Source organism: Bifidobacterium sp. H6bp9 (assembly GCF_032193695.1).
Classification (GTDB): Bacteria; Actinomycetota; Actinomycetes; order Actinomycetales; family Bifidobacteriaceae; genus Bombiscardovia; species Bombiscardovia kimbladii.
In genome coordinates, this window is the sequence record NZ_JASTZY010000003.1 from 232,790 (window position 1) to 247,909 (window position 15,120).

The following is a 15,120-nucleotide window of genomic DNA, read 5'->3' on the forward strand; positions in this document are numbered from 1 at the left end:
CGGGCGAGGGGGGATGGCACAATAGGGGTTGTGGCAGATACCAGCGAACTCGAAAGCAGAAAACGTCAATTCGAGGCCCTGGCCATGCCTGCGGTGGATGTGCTCTACCGCCAGGCAATGCGCCTGACCAACAACCCGGAGGACGCCCAGGATCTGGTCCAGGACACTTTCGAGCGCGGATTCAAGGCTTTCGACCGCTTCCAGCCCGGCAGCAACTTCGAGGCCTGGATGACCACCATCGAACGCAATGCCTACTTCAACCAATACCATAAGGCCAAGCGGCGTCCGCAAAGGGCCAACGACTCGACGGGCGAGTACAACGACTGGGACATCTACTCGGCCTCGGAGCACGGGTCCGAGGGGCTCAAATCCGCCGAGCAGGAGTACATGGAGACCTTTGCCCCTGAGGAGATCATGGCAGCCCTGGACCGGCTCAGCCCGGAACGCCGACGGGTCTTCATCGATGCTGCCATCGATGGCAAGAGCTATCAGCAGGTGGCCGACGAGGAGGGCATCAAGATCGGCACGGTCATGAGCCGGCTGAACCGTGCGCGCTCGCAGTTGCGCCAGGAGCTGGAGCGCTATGCCCAGGAGCGCGGCTACCAGCAGGAGCGTGAGGCTGCAGGCAAGCCCTCAGCGGAACACCATGGCACTGGTGCTGCCGGGCCTAGTATAAAAAAAGAGATCAGCAACAAGGGGCATTGAGGGCCCCCGAAGATCGGGTATCAGGAAGCGGGCAGGAGCATGGACGGACGCGTGGAGATGAGTCACTACGCCTACGATGACGGCGGCTCTGTCAGGGTGACCCACACCAGCCTGCGCATCTACCGGGATGCCTCCTGCGTTGATCCCAGCGACTGTTTCGATCCGGAATCCTGCTGCGACGAGCGTGAGCGCATGGTCATCGAGGAGCTGCGCCGGTATCTGCGTCCCGAATGCGCACCGGACTGTCTGCTGGATCGGCTCAGGCACATGTTCGATCAGATGGATGAACTGGAGCAGGGAACCCCGGATCGCGCTACGGACAAGTAGATAAGGTCAAGCAGATCCAGCCTGTTTCTTGGCAGAGGATCGCTTCTGTCCGGCTATTCAGGCTATTGCACAGATCATGGTCATGCGAATGCAGCCATGGTTTTTCTTTATGCATATATGCAAAACCCCGGCACCGTTGGTGCCGGGGCAGACGATCAGGTGTTCGGCCTCTTGCCGTGGTTGGCGGCCTTCTTGCGGCGATCCCTGCGCTTGCGTCCGCGCATGCCCATGATTGGACTCCTTTGCTACTGATGATCCGATAAGCCTTGCCGATTATCGCACACCGGGGTGACCTTTGTCGACCGGACGGTCCGCTCAGAGCTGTTGTGCCCGGTATCCCACCTGGGTGGTGTAGACGGCGGCAGGCTGCAGAATGACCAGGTTCCGGCCTGTCCGGAAGGCATTGGCATAGGCGGTCATGGGCTCCACGGCAACGCCTGCCGGGCGCATGCCTGCGTCGAAGCCGGTCCCGGTGCAGACCTGCCAGGAGGTGATGGTCTCATCGCCCCAGAGCTGAATGCGGATGCCGTCCGGCCTGGTGAACCAGGCCGAGCAGGTGCCGTCGTCGTCCCGCTCCACATCGGTCCATGCGTCGTCGAAGGCCACATCCTCGCCCAGCACAAGGCCCTGGCGCAGATCGGTCCGTCCTTGGACGGGCTCGGTGCCGGTGGGCAGCAGCCTGTCCGGGTCGACCACTACGTGGGTGCGGCAGGGGATGGACAGGGTGCAGGGGGCGTTGTCCTTCTGGATCTGGTCACCGACGCCCTGCTTGCCGTTGGACAGCCAGGGGTGGATGCCGAAGGCCCAGGGCGCGGCCTCGTCGCCCAGGTTCAGGGCCCGGGTGGTCATGGTCAGCCCCTGGTCGTCCAGGGTGTAGGTGACGGTGACCACCACGTCGAAGGGGTATCCGGCCATGTCGGGCACCCGCCAGGAGAGGCTGACGGAGTCTTCGGCCAGAACCTGCAGGTGCCAGTAGGCGCGGTAGCCGTAGCCGTGGATGGCGGTGCGCCGGTCGTGCTCATCGATGGGCAGGGTGTAGGTGTGGCCCTGGAAGTCGTAGGTGCCGTCCTCGATCCGGTTGGGGAAGGGGACCAGCACGTTCCCGTTGCTGCAGGGTACGGTTCCATCCGGGTCGAATGAGGCCAGCAGGTCCTTTCCCTGGTATTTCAGGACGCGCAGGATGGCTCCCAGCTCGGTCACTACCGCCTCGTAGTCCCCATGACGGATGCTGTACTGCTGTCCTGTCCGGGGCACGGCCCCGCCCATCATCTCGTTCGTATGCATGCTCCCACTTCCATAGTGCCGTTGATGCTTGGTACGCCACCATCCTAGCGCCTTGGCGGTCTTGGCTTCTTGGTGAAAGAGTGGCGCATGGACTACCGGGAGCCGTTCTGGCTTTCTACCATGGTCTTGCAATGTCCGGGACCGTCCGGATGGACATCGATAAGGAGCGGCAGTGGCAGGATTTCGGACCACCGTGTGCGAACAGCCGACCCCGCAGGGGCATGGGCGGGTCATCCTGGCTGATCCGCGCGGATTCTGCGCGGGAGTGGACCGTGCCATCCAGACCGTGCAGACCATCCTGGATGCGGACAACCCCCACCAGGGGCTGCCGCCGGTCTATGTGCGCCGGCAAATAGTGCACAACCGGCATGTGGTCGAGGATCTAGCCCAGAGGGGGGCTGTCTTCGTGGACGAGCTGGATCAGATTCCTGACCAGGCCGTTCGTGCCGGGGTTCCTGTGGTCTTCTCGGCCCATGGCATCGCCCCCTCGGTCGTCAAGGAGGCCCAGCGGCGGGGAATGCGCGTGGTCGATGCCTCATGCCCCCTGGTCAGCAAGGTCCACCGGGAGGTCCAGCGCTTCGTTCGAGACGGCTACCGGATCATTTACATAGGCCACCGTGGGCACGACGAGGCTGTGGGTGTCATGGGGGAGGCCCCGGACCGGGTTCATCTGGTGGAGCATGAGGCCGATATTGAGACCTTGGATTTTGGACCCGACACGCCCTTGGTCATGCTGACCCAAACCACCCTGAGCCTGGATGAGACCGCCGACCTGGCTGCGGCCTTGCGTCGACGCTTCCCCTGGATAGAGGAGCCGCCAGGCTCAGACATCTGCTATGCCACCCAGAACAGGCAACAGGCGGTCAAGCTGGTGGCCGGTCAGGCGGACTGCATGATTGTGGTGGGGTCGGCCAACTCCTCCAATTCGGTGCGTCTGGTCGAGGTGGCCCGTCAGGCCCTGGATGAGCGCTTTCCCGGTCAGGGCGAGCAGAGGGCCCACCGGGTCGACGATGCGGGCGAGCTGGATCCCGCCTGGCTGCAGGGCATGGATTCGGTAGGGCTCACCTCGGGTGCTTCGGTTCCCGAAGACCTGGTTCAGGGGGTGCTGGAGACCCTGGCCTCCCGAGGGTTCACCCAGGTGACCCGGGCCCGGGCGGTTGACGAGCACATGCACTTCGTACTGCCTGCGGCCCTGCGCTCCGCACGGTCATCCAGGAAGCTTCCACAGCCGCAGGGCTGAGCTTCCAAGGCTAAGATCCCTCAGTCGGTGGCCAGCGGAGCGGTCTTGGCCTTGAGAACACGGATCAGATCCCGCGGGTCCAGACCCAGGCTGATCCCGCGCTTGCCGCCGGAGACCATGATGGTGTCGAATTCCAGGGCGCCCTGATCCAGTACTGTCAGGTGCTGGGTGCGCTGGCCGAAGGGTGAGATGCCGCCCAGGACATATCCGCTCTCCCGCTCGGCCTGGGCCTTGTCGGCCATGCGGGCCTTCTTGGCGCCCACGGCAGCCGCCAGATGTTTGAGGTTCAGGTGGCCGGTCACCGGAACAATGCCGATGACCCGTTCCTTGCCCGTGTCGGCCATCAGGGTCTTGTAGACCGTGCGCGGGTCCAGGCCCAGCTTTTTGGCGGCCTCGATGCCGTACCCCTGGTCCATGTGGTCGGCATTGTGTTGATACTCGTGGATGGTGAAGGGAACCCCCTGACGCTCCAGCTGGGCCATGGCCGGGGTCGCGGCATCCGAGTCCGCCCTCTTCTTCTTGCTCATGACTCCATGCTAAGGTACTGACCGTTTTGGTAGGCTGAGGGGTGTCTTTGGCGCCATTGCGCGGAAAGGGTGGTCCATGACCGCTGTCAATGCCTGGCTGCTCGATGCGGTGACGGGCGGCTGGGGGCTGGCCGTGCTTTTCCTGGCCGCCTTTTTGGATGCGCTGATCATTCCCATACCCACGGAGCTCATGGTCCTGGCCACGGCTTCGGCCTTCCGGGCCTCGGGACAACCTCTGCCTGTGCTGGTCTTTCTGGTGTGCGCCCTGGCCTTCGCAGGCGGCGACGCCTGCACCTATGGGCTGGGGAGGCTGGTCCCGCTGAATCGTCTGGCCGTCTTCCGTGGCGCCGCAGGCAAGGCTGTGACCTCATGGGCCCACCGGGCCCTGCTGCATGGAGGCGGCTTCTTCACGCTGGCCTCGCGCTTCGTGCCTTCGGGCCGGACCGTGGTCAATCTGACGGCCGGCGCGGCGCGGTATCCGCTGAACCGTTACCTGCCCCTGGCTGCCCTGGCCGGCCTGCTCTGGTCCATCTACATGTGGACCCTGGGGTATCTGGCCGCCTCATGGCTGGAAAACAATCCTCTGGCGGTCATGGCCTTCGGCTTTCTGGCGGGCATGGTCGTCGGCCTGGTCTGCGACCTGGCCATGCGGGCGCTCACACGGAAGCGCTGATGATAAGCAAGGGGCCCGCCCCCGTAGGGAACGGACCCCGAAATCGTTATGGCCGGAAGAACCGGCCGGATGCTCAGTCGCCCAGCTTGGCGAAGTAGAGCAGGGTGCGGATCATGTTGCTGGTGAAGCCGTACTCGTTGTCGTAGAAGGCAACGGTGCGGACCAGCTGGTCGTCGCCGTGGGTGTTGACATCGGTCTGGGTGGGATCGAAGACGCCGCCGTGGGTGTCGCCGATCACGTCGGAGGAGACGATGCCCTCGTCGTTGTAGCCGTAGTAGTCCTTGCCCTCGAAGGCCTTCTTGGCGGCGTCGTTGATCTCGTCGACGGTGACCTTCTTGTCCAGGACGCAGGTCAGCTCGGTGACGGAGCCGGAGGGAACGGCCACGCGCTGTGCATGGCCCTGAAGCTTGCCGTCAACGGAGGGAACGACCTTGCCGATGGCCTTGGCGGCACCGGTGGAGTGCTCGATGGTGTTGATGGCGGCGGCGCGGGTGTTGCGCGGCTTGTTGCCCTTGGGGCCGTCCAGCAGCATCTGGGAGCCGGTGTAGGCGTGGATGGTGGTCATGTAGCCGATGCGGATGCCGAAGTTGTCATCCAGCATCTTGACCATGGCGGCCAGGGAGCCGGTGGTGCAGGATCCGGCGGAGATGATCTTGTCGGAGGACTTCAGGGTCTCCTCATTGACGCCGTAGACCACGGTGGGCGTGGTGTCGTCCTTGGCGGGGGCGGAGATCAGAACCTTCTTGGCTCCGGCGTTCAGGTGGGCCTGGGACTTCTCGGCCGAGGTGTAGAAGCCGGTGCACTCCAGCACATAGTCCACGCCGTCGTTCTTGACCCAGGGGATGTTGTTGGCGTCCTTCTCGGCATAGACCGGGTACTCCTTGCCGTCCACCACGATGGCGGTGTCGGTGGAGGTGACGGAGACAGGGGTGCCGTCGTCGTGACGGAAGGTGCCCTGGGTGCTGTCGTACTTGAGCAGATAGGCCAGAATGGCCGGGGTGGTCAGATCGTTGATGGCGGCAACCTCGATGTTGGAGGCGTCGCCGCCACGGGCCTGGAGCTCAAAGATGCGCCGGAAGGCCAGACGACCGATACGTCCGAATCCGTTGATGCCAATCTTTACTGTCATTCAATTCTCCCTTGGAGATTGGCCGTATACAGCACAAAAAATACCGGACCGTATATGGCCGATTACTGATAACATCTCACAGTTTATAGAACCCCGTGTACTTATAGCAAGCGATAACGCGGGTTCTGCCAAGGAAAAAACGAACAAAAAAATTGGTAGGTTCTGTTGTCTGTTTGCGCAACAAAACGATCATGAATTGTGAGGATTTTCGTTCGTATCGGCCAGCCAATCCTCCCACTGCTGCTGACGGAATCCTACCAGGACATGCCGGCCATCCAGCAGGATGGGACGCTTGACCAGCATGCCGTCGGTGGACAGCAGCTGCAGAGCCTGTTCCGTGTCCATCTGCGGCAGCCGTTTGCTTAAGCCCTGGCTGCGATAGGCCTGGCCCGAGGTATTGAAGAATCGTCGGACGGGCAGGCCGCTCATGTCCAGCCAGGCGGTCAGTTCCTCCTGGGTGGGGCGGTCCTCCTTGATGTCGCGCTCGGTGAAGTCCACATTGTGGTCGCGCAGCCAGGTGCGGGCCTTGGCGCAGGTTGAGCAACGGCTGTAGCAGATGAAGAGCGGGTGCTGGGCTGTAGGTGATGCTGTCATAGTTTTTCCTTTCCAAAGTGGGGTTTCAAGTCAAAAAGGGGCTCAGGCCAGCCGCCGGGAGGGCCGTGTCTCCAGGGAGCCCAGGTCGGCCCTGGGCTCCAGGCTGGTGCTCCAGACCGGCTGAGGCGCCGAGGTGGGGTAGGTGACGAATACCGCTCCCTGTTTCAGACCTATGTGGGCCGGTCTGCCGGGCAGGAACTCGTTGCTGACGCCGGTCACCTCCTGGTTGGTCATGGTCATGCCATCCGTCTGGTATTTGAGGCCCTGCTCGACCACGCCCAGAGCCTGGTCGTCGGCGGCCAGGACGGAGACCATGGATCTGGGCGGGCAGTTCCAGGCGGGGAAGTCCAGGCTTCCAGGGCCAAGGGCCGTGACCAGCATCCCCTGACCCCAGAGTTCGGCCCGGCCCCCGCTGGCGGCGATCAGATGGATCAGGTTCAGATTGGCCAGCGTGTGGTCCATGCGTCCGCCCAGGCCACCATATATAAGGAACCGTCGGCAACCGTGCTGCCAACCCACCTTGACCGCGGCCAGCAGGTCTGTGTCGTCCTTTTCGGCAGGCAGGACGCGGCGGGGGATGTCCGTGCGCAGCTTCCGGCTGCCAGCGGGCAGGGAATCGAAGTCGCCCACGACCAGCTCGGGCTCGTCCCCGTGCTCCAGGGCCGGCTCCAGCCCTCCGTCCGCTGCGATGACCAGGGCCTGACCGCCGCGTGCCGTCTCTTCGCCAAAGTACTGTCCTGCGCCCCAGATCCTGCAGAGCGGTGCTTGGACAGTCTCGCCCGACTGACCGTCATCCTGCATAAGAGTCTTCTTTCTGCGCTCGTCCCTTGAAGGCGTCTCCATCATCCCAGACCAGCCAGACCGACCAGGAAGCTCAGCCACCCCTGCACCAAGGCCATGTAGGTCAGTGTGCCGCAGGCGATGCTGACCATCATGTTCCGCCAGCGCAGGTGGACCAGGGTCGTGACCAGCAGGGCCAGGGCCTCGTAGAGCCCGTGGTCTCCTCCGGCCAGGTTGGTGTGCCTCAACGAATAGACCACCAGCAGCCCCATGACGGCGGCGGGCAGCAGACGTCCCAGCCTGGTCACCAGGGCCGGCGGCCGACGCCCCTCCGGCCAGATGATGAAGGGCAGGAATCTGGTGGCCATGGTTCCCAGAACCACAATGCCTATGGTGATCAGTTGCTGCGCGGCGGTCATGAGGCCTCCCTTTGGCTGTGGAAGTCCAAGAGGATGAAGATGGCCAGGATGACCACCATGGACGGGATGATGAACCGCTCAGGTCCGAAGACCAGCAGGCAGGCCAAGGAGGCCAGCAGACCGATCATGGCAGGCAGGCGGGCCTCGGCCTGCCGCCACTGCTCAAGAAAGAGGACCAGGAACATGGCGGTCAGCACGAAATCCAGCCCCCTGGTGTCGAAGTTGGCCAGGTTGCCCAGCACGGCGCCCAGGGTGGCGCCGCCCACCCAGTAGATCTGGTCGAGCAGGGTGACGAAGAAGAGGTACCAGCCCTTGTCGGTCCCGGCCGGGTGAGGATCGGCGGACTCCAGGGCGAAGGTCTCATCGCACATGCCGAAGATCAGGTAGGGCTTCTTCCGGCCCGTCCCTCGAAAGACCGGCAGCATGGCCAGGCCGTAGAAGAGGTGGCGTGCATTGACCATCAGGGTCAGCATCAGCGCGCCCCAGGGGTTGAAGGTTGACATGAGCAGGTCAACGGTCACGAACTCCATGGACCCGGCATAGATCAGGGCGCTCATGGCCACCGGGTAGACCACCGGGAAGCCACGGCTGGTCATCAGAAAACCGTAGGAGATCCCCAGAACCAGGAAACCGGCCATGATGGGCAGGGTCCGTGGGAAGGCCGCAGCCAGGGAGCCCAGGATGGTTCCGGAGGACTCCGCGTCTTCGTCAGCGTCTTCCTGCACTCGCTGCATGAACCGCCTCCTGACTTCGTTTGGGTGACTTCGTTTGGGGAATGGTCAGCAATGATAATCCTCTCTCGCGCCGCGGGGATAGGCTGGTCGACAATGTGAGAAGGCTGTCAAGACGGGACGGGCGTGGAATAGGCGCTCTCCCGCTCCTGTTGAACCTAGCGATAGGCACCGGTATGCGAGGAGGAATCATGGACAAGAACAAGATTTCGACCAACAACCCGGCCACGGTCGTCCTGGCAGGGGGATGTTTCTGGGGCATTGAGCGGTTCTTCCAGGAGGTGGACGGGATCACCGACACCCAGGTGGGATACGCCCAGTCCACAGTGCCCAACCCCAGCTATGAGCAGGTCTGCAGCGGTGTCACCGACGCCGTGGAAAGCGTGCGGCTGACCTATGATCCCCAGAGCGTCAGTCTGCGGACCCTGACCCTGCTTCTGCTGGATCTGATCGACCCCTTCTCGGTGGATCGGCAGGGCAACGACCGGGGCAGGCAGTATCGCAGCGGCCTCTACTGGGATCCCGAGCATCGCGAGCAGGAGGAGCCCGTCTTCCGCCGCGCCCTGGATGAGCTGGAGCGCAGGACCGGCCGTCACCCCGCTGTGCAGGTGGAAGCCCTGATCAACTTTTATCCGGCGGAGGAGTCCCACCAGGACTATCTGCTCAAGAACCCCGGCGGATACTGCCACATCCCTCTGGAGGCCATCGCCAACGCCGCCTCCCGCCAGCGCTATATCGAGCGCATCTGGTCCCTGGACCCTGAAAGCTACGAGGTCACCCAGCACTCGGCCACCGAGAGGCCTTTCACCAACGCCTACGACGGGGAGTTCCGCCCGGGCATCTATGTGGACGTGGTCAGTGGACAGCCGCTCTTCTCCTCGGCGGACAAGTACGACTCGGGCTGCGGCTGGCCGGCATTCACCAAGCCCATCGATCCCGACCTGCTGGTCAACCGCAAGGACTACAAGCTGCTGGGCCGGCCCCGGATTGAGGTGCGGACGGCACAGACCGGCATCCATCTGGGACACGTCTTCGACGACGGCCCTGCCGACCGTGGCGGGCAGCGCTACTGCATGAACTCCGCCGCCCTGCGGTTCGTGCCGCGGGACCGGATGGAGGAGGAGGGCTACGGCGACTACCTGCCCTTGGTAGACCAAGTTAGCCGTTGACCGTTCTGCCTCCAGTGACACGCCGGAGCTTCTGACCCATGGGGTTCCGGCGCAGTCCACGTGTGAGGCCGGTCTGTTCCCTGTTGCCCTTTTAGGCTATTGTGGACTGCTGGTGGATTGATAAGGAGTCATGCCAATGTGCGGAATTGCTGGGTTCGTCAACGACACCTCTGCCGAGGAAAAAACGGCCGTGCTCAAGCGGATGACGGACATCATCGCCCACCGAGGCCCCGACAACGAGGGGCATTTCGTCGATGAGCGGGTGGCCCTGGGCTTTCGGCGCCTGAGCATCATCGACCTGCAGGGCGGCGACCAGCCCATCTTCAACGAGGACTCCTCCATGGCCATCACCATGAACGGGGAGATCTACAACTACCGTGAACTGCGCCGCCAGCTGATCGACCTGGGGCACACCTTCTCCACCGAGTCCGACACCGAGGTCATCCTGCACGGCTACGAGCAGTGGGGCCACCAGGTGGTCAACCGCCTGCGCGGCATGTTCGCCTTCGTCATCTGGGACCGCGGCCGCGGCGAACTCTTCGGGGCCCGGGACCACTTCGGCATCAAGCCCTTCTATTACGCCCGGATGGGCGGCACCTTCATGTACGCCTCGGAGATCAAGAGCCTCCTGCAGCATCCGGACTTCCACAAGGAGCTCAACACCCAGGCCCTGCGTCCCTACATGACCTTCCAGTACCCGGCGCTTCCGGAGACCTTCTTCAAGGGCGTATTCAAGCTTCCCGAGGGCCATTGGTTCACCTTCCGGGACGGGAAGATGGACATCCACCAGTATTATGACCCGGCCTTTGGGGAGAGCAAGCAGGATCTGAAGGACCTGGTCGACTCCATCGACCAGACCGTCCAGGATTCGGTCAAGGCGCACCAGGTGGCCGATGTGGAGGTGGGCTCCTTCCTCTCCTCCGGGGTGGACTCCAGCTATGTCGCAGCCTTGGCACGCCCCCGGCACACCTATTCGATCGGCTTCGGCAAGGGGACCTACAACGAGTCCGACCAGGCTGGCGAGCTGGCCTCCATACTCAAGCTCAACAACACCACCGAGTCCCTGGACGGCGACCAGGCTTTCAGCTATTTCCCGCAGATTCAGTGGTATATGGACGAACCTGACTCCAATCCCTCCTGCGTGCCGCTCTTCTTCCTTTCCGAGCTGGCCAGCCGGGACCTGCGCGTGGTCCTGAGCGGGGAGGGCGCCGACGAGCTCTTCGCAGGCTACGTAGATTACGGCGTGCATACGCGCTCGCGTATCATCAAGGATGTCACCCGCCTCCTGGGCCGTCTGCCCCGCAAGGCCCGGTATGCCATCGGACGCTGGGCCAAGGGCAAGCACTTCCACGGGGCCTGGCACCTCTATGCCAACCTGGCCCCTGCCGAGGAGAGCTTCATCGGCCAGGCCAAGGTCTTCGACGAGGACGAGGCCGGCAGACTGCTCAAACCGGCCTACCGCAAGGCTCCCCGTGTCTGTGAGATCACTGGGCGAATCTACGCCCGGCTCAAGGGGCGCAGCCTGTCCGAGCTCAAGAAGAAGCAGTACCTGGACATGCATCAGTGGATGCCCGGGGACATCCTGCTCAAGGCCGACAAGATGACCATGGCCCACTCCCTGGAGCTGCGGGTGCCTCTGCTGGACCGCAAGCTGATGGATGTGGCCGAGAAGGTGCCTACCAAATACCTGATCACTGATCAGAACACCAAGTTCGCCTTCCGCAAGGCTGCAGACCGCCATATTCCCCGGGAGTGGTCCGCCAGGGAGAAGTTGGGCTTCCCCGTGCCCATCCGGGACTGGCTGCATCAGGAGCGTTACTACCGGCTGGTCCGCAGCATGTTCGAGCAGGAATGGGTCTCCGAGTTCTTCGACCAGAAGGCCTTGCTGCGCATGCTGGACGACAACTACGCCAAGCGCAACGACGCCCGCCGCAAGATCTGGACCGTCTACTCCTTCCTGACCTGGTATGACGTCTACTTCATCCACGACGGAACCAAGCCGGAGCTGCTGGACCTTCAAGCCTAGTGGTCTGTCCTGAGGCCTGTGTTATACTGCTATTCGGCTTGAGAAATCAAGAAAGCGGATGATCCCACCTGGGAGCCTTCCATGGCTTCGGGTTCGACCTGCGCCGATGACGGTTGCCCGTCATTACGTACGGTGCAGGCATTGGCGGTTTCGTTGCCATACAGCGGCGACGGTCATGTTCGAAACCTATGGGTTCTTCGCCAGGCAGTGGATGTTGTGGTATTTGAGAAGGAGTCATCATTAGCGACGAACCAAGGATTAACGACGATATACGAGTGTCTCAGGTACGCCTGATCGGTCCCAACGGCGAGCAGGTGGGAATCATTGCGACCTCCGTCGCCCTCAACCTGGCCAAGGAGGCCAACCTTGACCTGGTCGAGGTTGCGCCCAAGGCCAAGCCTCCGGTCGCCAAGCTCATTGATTACGGCAAGTTCAAATACAACGAGAAGATCAAGGCTCGTGAGGCGCGCCGCAATCAGAGCATGTCGGAGATCAAGGAGATCCGCTTCAGATTGAAGATCGACGACCACGACTTCGAGGTCAAGGAGGGGCACGTGCGCCGCTTCCTGTCCGCCGGAGACAAGGTCAAGGTCACCATCATGCTGCGTGGGCGCGAGCAGTCCCGGCCCATCGGCGGCGTGGAGCTCCTGCGCAAGCTGGCTGACGACGTCGCGGATCTGGGCTCCATCGAGTTCGCCCCCAAGCAGGAGGGGCGCAACATCATCATGACCCTGTCGCCCAAGGGCAAGAAGGTCCACACCCAGTCCGAGCAGCGTCGGCGGGGCGGCCAGGCCCGTGCCGAGCGCAAGGCCCGTCAGGCGGCCCATCTGGCTGCCAAGGCCGACAACAATACTTCTCCCAAGCAGATGAAATCCAAGGAGGGCAGCAATGCCGAAGATGAAAAGTAACTCCGCCGCATCCAAGCGCGTCCGGACCACGGGTTCGGGCAAGCTCATGCACGCCGGGACCGGTATGCGCCACAATCTGGAGCACAAGTCGGCCAAGAAGCGTCGTCACCTGTCCACTGACGAGGTGCTCGCTCCGACCCAGTCCAAGAACATGAAGAGGATGCTGGCCCGCTGAGCGGGTGCTGTCGCGTCGAGTGAGATTTTAGAAAGCTGAGGAATATCTATGGCACGAGTCAAGCGGGCAGTCAACGCGCATAAGAAGCGTCGGGTCGTCCTGGAGCGGGCGTCAGGCTACCGTGGCCAGCGCTCCCGTCTCTACCGCAAGGCCAAGGAGCAGCTGCTTCATTCATATACATACAACTTCCGGGACCGCAAGGCCCGCAAGGGCGACTTCCGCAAGCTGTGGATCCAGCGCATCAACGCCGGATGCCGCGCCCAGGGAATCACCTACAACCGCTTTATCCAGGGGCTGCGCCTGGCCGGCATCGAGCTGGATCGCCGCGCCCTGGCCGACCTGGTCGTCAACGACATCGACACCTTCAACGCCATCGTGGCTGAGGCCAAGAAGGCCCTGCCTGCCGATGTGAACGCTCCGGTCGCTGCCTGATCAGCGGACCTGAACACCCTACTGCAAGAACCTCGCCTTTCGCGGGGTTCTTTGCATATTTGACCATTCCTCATGGGGACGGTAAGTTGATTGACGACAATGATGCCGGGAGCCGCCATGAACAGTGATCACAGCGCAGACGCATCGGCTGTCTCGCCAGCATCGGCAGGTCAGGCCAGTCAGTCACCGAGCAGCGGTACATCCAAAAGGGCCAGAATCAATCAGTCGCGCCCTATTTTGCGGTCTCGGATCTTTCTCTATGTGACGGAGTTCTTCTCGGGGATGGCCGTCATGGCCGCCGAGCTGGGGGCCTCCCGCCTGCTGGCTCCTTACTTCTCGTCCTCACAGATCGTATGGACCATCATCATCGGGACCATCATGATCGCCCTGGCCCTAGGGGCCGTCGTCGGCGGCCGCTGGGCCGACCGGAACCCTGACCCGGACAGGCTCTACCTGTGCATTATGGCCGCGGCGGTCTGGATCGCCCTGATCCCCCTGGTCGGCAAGTATCTGATCATCCTGATCTCGGGGCTGCTGATCGTGGCCGTCTCCACCAACTTCCTGGTCCTGGCGGCCTTCATCTCCTGCCTGATCATCTTTGTCCCGCCCCTCTTCCTCCTGGGGACCATCACCCCCGGCCTGGTCAAGAGCGCCACCGACTCCCTGGACGACAACGCTTCGGTGGTCGGCCGGCTCAGCGCCTGCAATACCGTAGGATCCATCCTGGGCACCTTCCTGCCCACCTTTGTGACCATCCCGGCCGTGGGGACCTTCGTCACCTTTCTGATCTTCTCCGGGATACTGCTCCTGGTGGCCTTGATCTACTTCCTTTCCTCCCATGCCCACCGCCTGGCCTGCCTTCTAGCCACGGTGGCCTTTGTGGTCTCGGCCGCCCTGTCGCCGATGACGGGGTTCGCCTTCTGGGAGAAGGGCCTGGCCTACGAGGGCGAGTCCATCTACAACTACCTGCAGGTCAAAACCCTGGCGGACAGAACCATCCTTTCCACCAACGTCCTCTTCGGCGTTCAGTCGGTCACCATGAAGCATCCCGGAATGACCGGCATGTACTACGACACGGCCCTGGCTGCGCCGCTCATGGCTGATCAGGCCCGCTCGGCCCTGATCCTGGGCATGGGGACCGGGACCTATGCCCGGCAGCTGAGGCGGTACTATCCCAGGATGGCCGTCCAGGGGGTGGAGATCGACCAGGCCATCAGCAACCTGGCCATCAAGTATTTTGATCAGCCCGCCGACATCCCGGTTTCCACCTATGACGGCCGGGCCTGGCTGGCGGCCAGTGGCCAGCGCTACGACCTGATCATGGTCGATGCCTATCAGGACATCACCATCCCCTTCCAGATGAGCTCCACCGAGTTCTTCACCCTGGTCAGGAATCACCTGAATCCTGGCGGGGTCATGGTGGTCAACATGAACATGATCGACGACGGTCAGGGGTCCATCAATGCGGCCCTGACCAACACCATCACCAGGGTCTTCGGATCCGATGCCATCCTGACGGCCGACGTGCCCCAGACCACCAACCGCGAGCTCTTTGCGCGCCGCCCCTCTTCCGGGAATTGCTCGGGATCAGGAGGGGATAGCCAGGGCAAGAAGGCGGCGATGGGGGACTACCCGGGTTCCGACCTGTTGGCGGAGGCTGCCGCCAGGGTCAGCCCTGATCCGGACCTGTCCGGGATGATGGCGCAGGTCAGCTCCCGTCTGGGTACGGTTGGGAATGCCAGGGGGAGGGTATTGACCGATGACAATGCGCCGGTGGAGCTGCTGGGCATGCATGCCATCGACCGAATCATCAGCAGGGAGGCCGGCCCCTACCGGCGGATTCTCCAGCAAAAAGGGATCCAGGGGCTGATCCAGGAGGTCTCTTGATCGGCCATCTTGATATCGGCCATCTCGATCCCAGGCGCGTTGGAAGCACGGGAAGAGGGGAGCTGAGCGCTAGAATATGGCCTAAAGACCAGCACTGATGAAGAGAACCGGAGG

General features: G+C 62.8%; 18 protein-coding genes. 10 read left to right on the forward strand and 8 right to left on the reverse strand.

The features are described from left to right. The first annotated feature begins 84 nt into the window (after positions 1-84). Entirely contained in the window at positions 85-705 is a 621-nt protein-coding gene (locus tag QRX40_RS05925; RefSeq protein ID WP_313837041.1) for a sigma-70 family RNA polymerase sigma factor, read from the forward strand. A gap of 39 nt (positions 706-744) precedes the next feature. Continuing rightward, positions 745-1,032: a hypothetical protein gene (locus tag QRX40_RS05930; RefSeq protein WP_313836971.1), complete on the forward strand. Its 288-nt coding sequence runs from the start codon at positions 745-747 to the stop codon at positions 1,030-1,032. 155 nt (positions 1,033-1,187) lie between these two features. Here QRX40_RS05930 and QRX40_RS08770 read toward each other — a convergent pair whose 3' ends face one another. Continuing rightward, complete coding sequence (locus QRX40_RS08770; RefSeq protein ID WP_099327425.1) at positions 1,188-1,262, reverse strand: 50S ribosomal protein bL37; 75 nt, start codon at positions 1,260-1,262, stop codon at positions 1,188-1,190. A gap of 85 nt (positions 1,263-1,347) precedes the next feature. Further along, a complete protein-coding gene (locus tag QRX40_RS05935; RefSeq protein ID WP_156147905.1) occupies positions 1,348-2,316 on the reverse strand; it encodes an aldose 1-epimerase family protein in 969 nt (322 codons plus the stop codon). Between the two features lie 172 nt (positions 2,317-2,488). On the opposite strand from QRX40_RS05935, the gene QRX40_RS05940 reads away from it, so the two are divergent. Continuing rightward, a complete protein-coding gene (locus QRX40_RS05940) occupies positions 2,489-3,556 on the forward strand; it encodes a 4-hydroxy-3-methylbut-2-enyl diphosphate reductase (protein ID WP_313836974.1) in 1,068 nt (355 codons plus the stop codon). Positions 3,557-3,576: 20 nt separating this feature from the next. Here the strand turns inward: QRX40_RS05940 and ybaK are convergent, their stop codons facing one another. Further along, positions 3,577-4,083 carry a Cys-tRNA(Pro) deacylase gene (gene ybaK, locus QRX40_RS05945; protein ID WP_101432160.1) on the reverse strand — a complete coding sequence of 169 codons (507 nt, stop codon included), beginning with the start codon at positions 4,081-4,083 and terminating at the stop codon, positions 3,577-3,579. A 76-nt stretch (positions 4,084-4,159) separates the two neighbouring features. On the opposite strand from ybaK, the gene QRX40_RS05950 reads away from it, so the two are divergent. Continuing rightward, on the forward strand, positions 4,160-4,756 hold the full coding sequence (locus QRX40_RS05950; protein WP_313836977.1) for a VTT domain-containing protein: 597 nt from the start codon (positions 4,160-4,162) through the stop codon (positions 4,754-4,756). A gap of 73 nt (positions 4,757-4,829) precedes the next feature. On the opposite strand, the gene gap is transcribed toward QRX40_RS05950, so the two are convergent. From gap to QRX40_RS05975, 5 genes are all read right to left on the reverse strand, one after another. Continuing rightward, on the reverse strand, positions 4,830-5,885 hold the full coding sequence (gene gap / locus QRX40_RS05955; RefSeq protein WP_313836979.1) for a type I glyceraldehyde-3-phosphate dehydrogenase: 1,056 nt from the start codon (positions 5,883-5,885) through the stop codon (positions 4,830-4,832). A gap of 189 nt (positions 5,886-6,074) precedes the next feature. Continuing rightward, positions 6,075-6,479, reverse strand: coding sequence for an arsenate reductase family protein (locus QRX40_RS05960; RefSeq protein WP_045924129.1), 405 nt, complete (start codon positions 6,477-6,479; stop codon positions 6,075-6,077). 42 nt (positions 6,480-6,521) lie between these two features. After that, positions 6,522-7,280: a thiamine diphosphokinase gene (locus QRX40_RS05965; protein ID WP_313836982.1), complete on the reverse strand. Its 759-nt coding sequence runs from the start codon at positions 7,278-7,280 to the stop codon at positions 6,522-6,524. 41 nt (positions 7,281-7,321) lie between these two features. Beyond that, a complete protein-coding gene (locus tag QRX40_RS05970; RefSeq protein ID WP_313836984.1) occupies positions 7,322-7,678 on the reverse strand; it encodes an AzlD domain-containing protein in 357 nt (118 codons plus the stop codon). Continuing rightward, a complete protein-coding gene (locus QRX40_RS05975) occupies positions 7,675-8,412 on the reverse strand; it encodes an AzlC family ABC transporter permease (RefSeq protein ID WP_313836986.1) in 738 nt (245 codons plus the stop codon). The genes QRX40_RS05970 and QRX40_RS05975 overlap by 4 nt, the downstream gene beginning before the upstream one ends. Before the next feature lie 188 nt (positions 8,413-8,600). On the opposite strand from QRX40_RS05975, the gene msrB reads away from it, so the two are divergent. From msrB to QRX40_RS06005, 6 genes are all read left to right on the forward strand, one after another. Continuing rightward, positions 8,601-9,578 (forward strand): peptide-methionine (R)-S-oxide reductase MsrB, encoded by a 978-nt coding sequence (gene msrB, locus QRX40_RS05980; protein ID WP_313836988.1) that lies wholly within the window; start codon positions 8,601-8,603, stop codon positions 9,576-9,578. A 136-nt stretch (positions 9,579-9,714) separates the two neighbouring features. Next, entirely contained in the window at positions 9,715-11,604 is a 1,890-nt protein-coding gene (gene asnB, locus QRX40_RS05985) for an asparagine synthase (glutamine-hydrolyzing) (protein WP_313836990.1), read from the forward strand. 236 nt (positions 11,605-11,840) lie between these two features. Continuing rightward, on the forward strand, positions 11,841-12,512 hold the full coding sequence (infC, locus tag QRX40_RS05990; protein WP_029676114.1) for a translation initiation factor IF-3: 672 nt from the start codon (positions 11,841-11,843) through the stop codon (positions 12,510-12,512). After that, positions 12,493-12,687, forward strand: a complete 195-nt coding sequence (gene rpmI / locus QRX40_RS05995; protein WP_015021617.1) for a 50S ribosomal protein L35 — start codon at positions 12,493-12,495, stop codon at positions 12,685-12,687. The genes infC and rpmI overlap by 20 nt, the downstream gene beginning before the upstream one ends. Before the next feature lie 48 nt (positions 12,688-12,735). After that, positions 12,736-13,119, forward strand: a complete 384-nt coding sequence (gene rplT, locus QRX40_RS06000) for a 50S ribosomal protein L20 (protein WP_015021618.1) — start codon at positions 12,736-12,738, stop codon at positions 13,117-13,119. Positions 13,120-13,380: 261 nt separating this feature from the next. After that, complete coding sequence (locus QRX40_RS06005; protein ID WP_313836998.1) at positions 13,381-15,006, forward strand: fused MFS/spermidine synthase; 1,626 nt, start codon at positions 13,381-13,383, stop codon at positions 15,004-15,006. Positions 15,007-15,120: the final 114 nt, after the last annotated feature.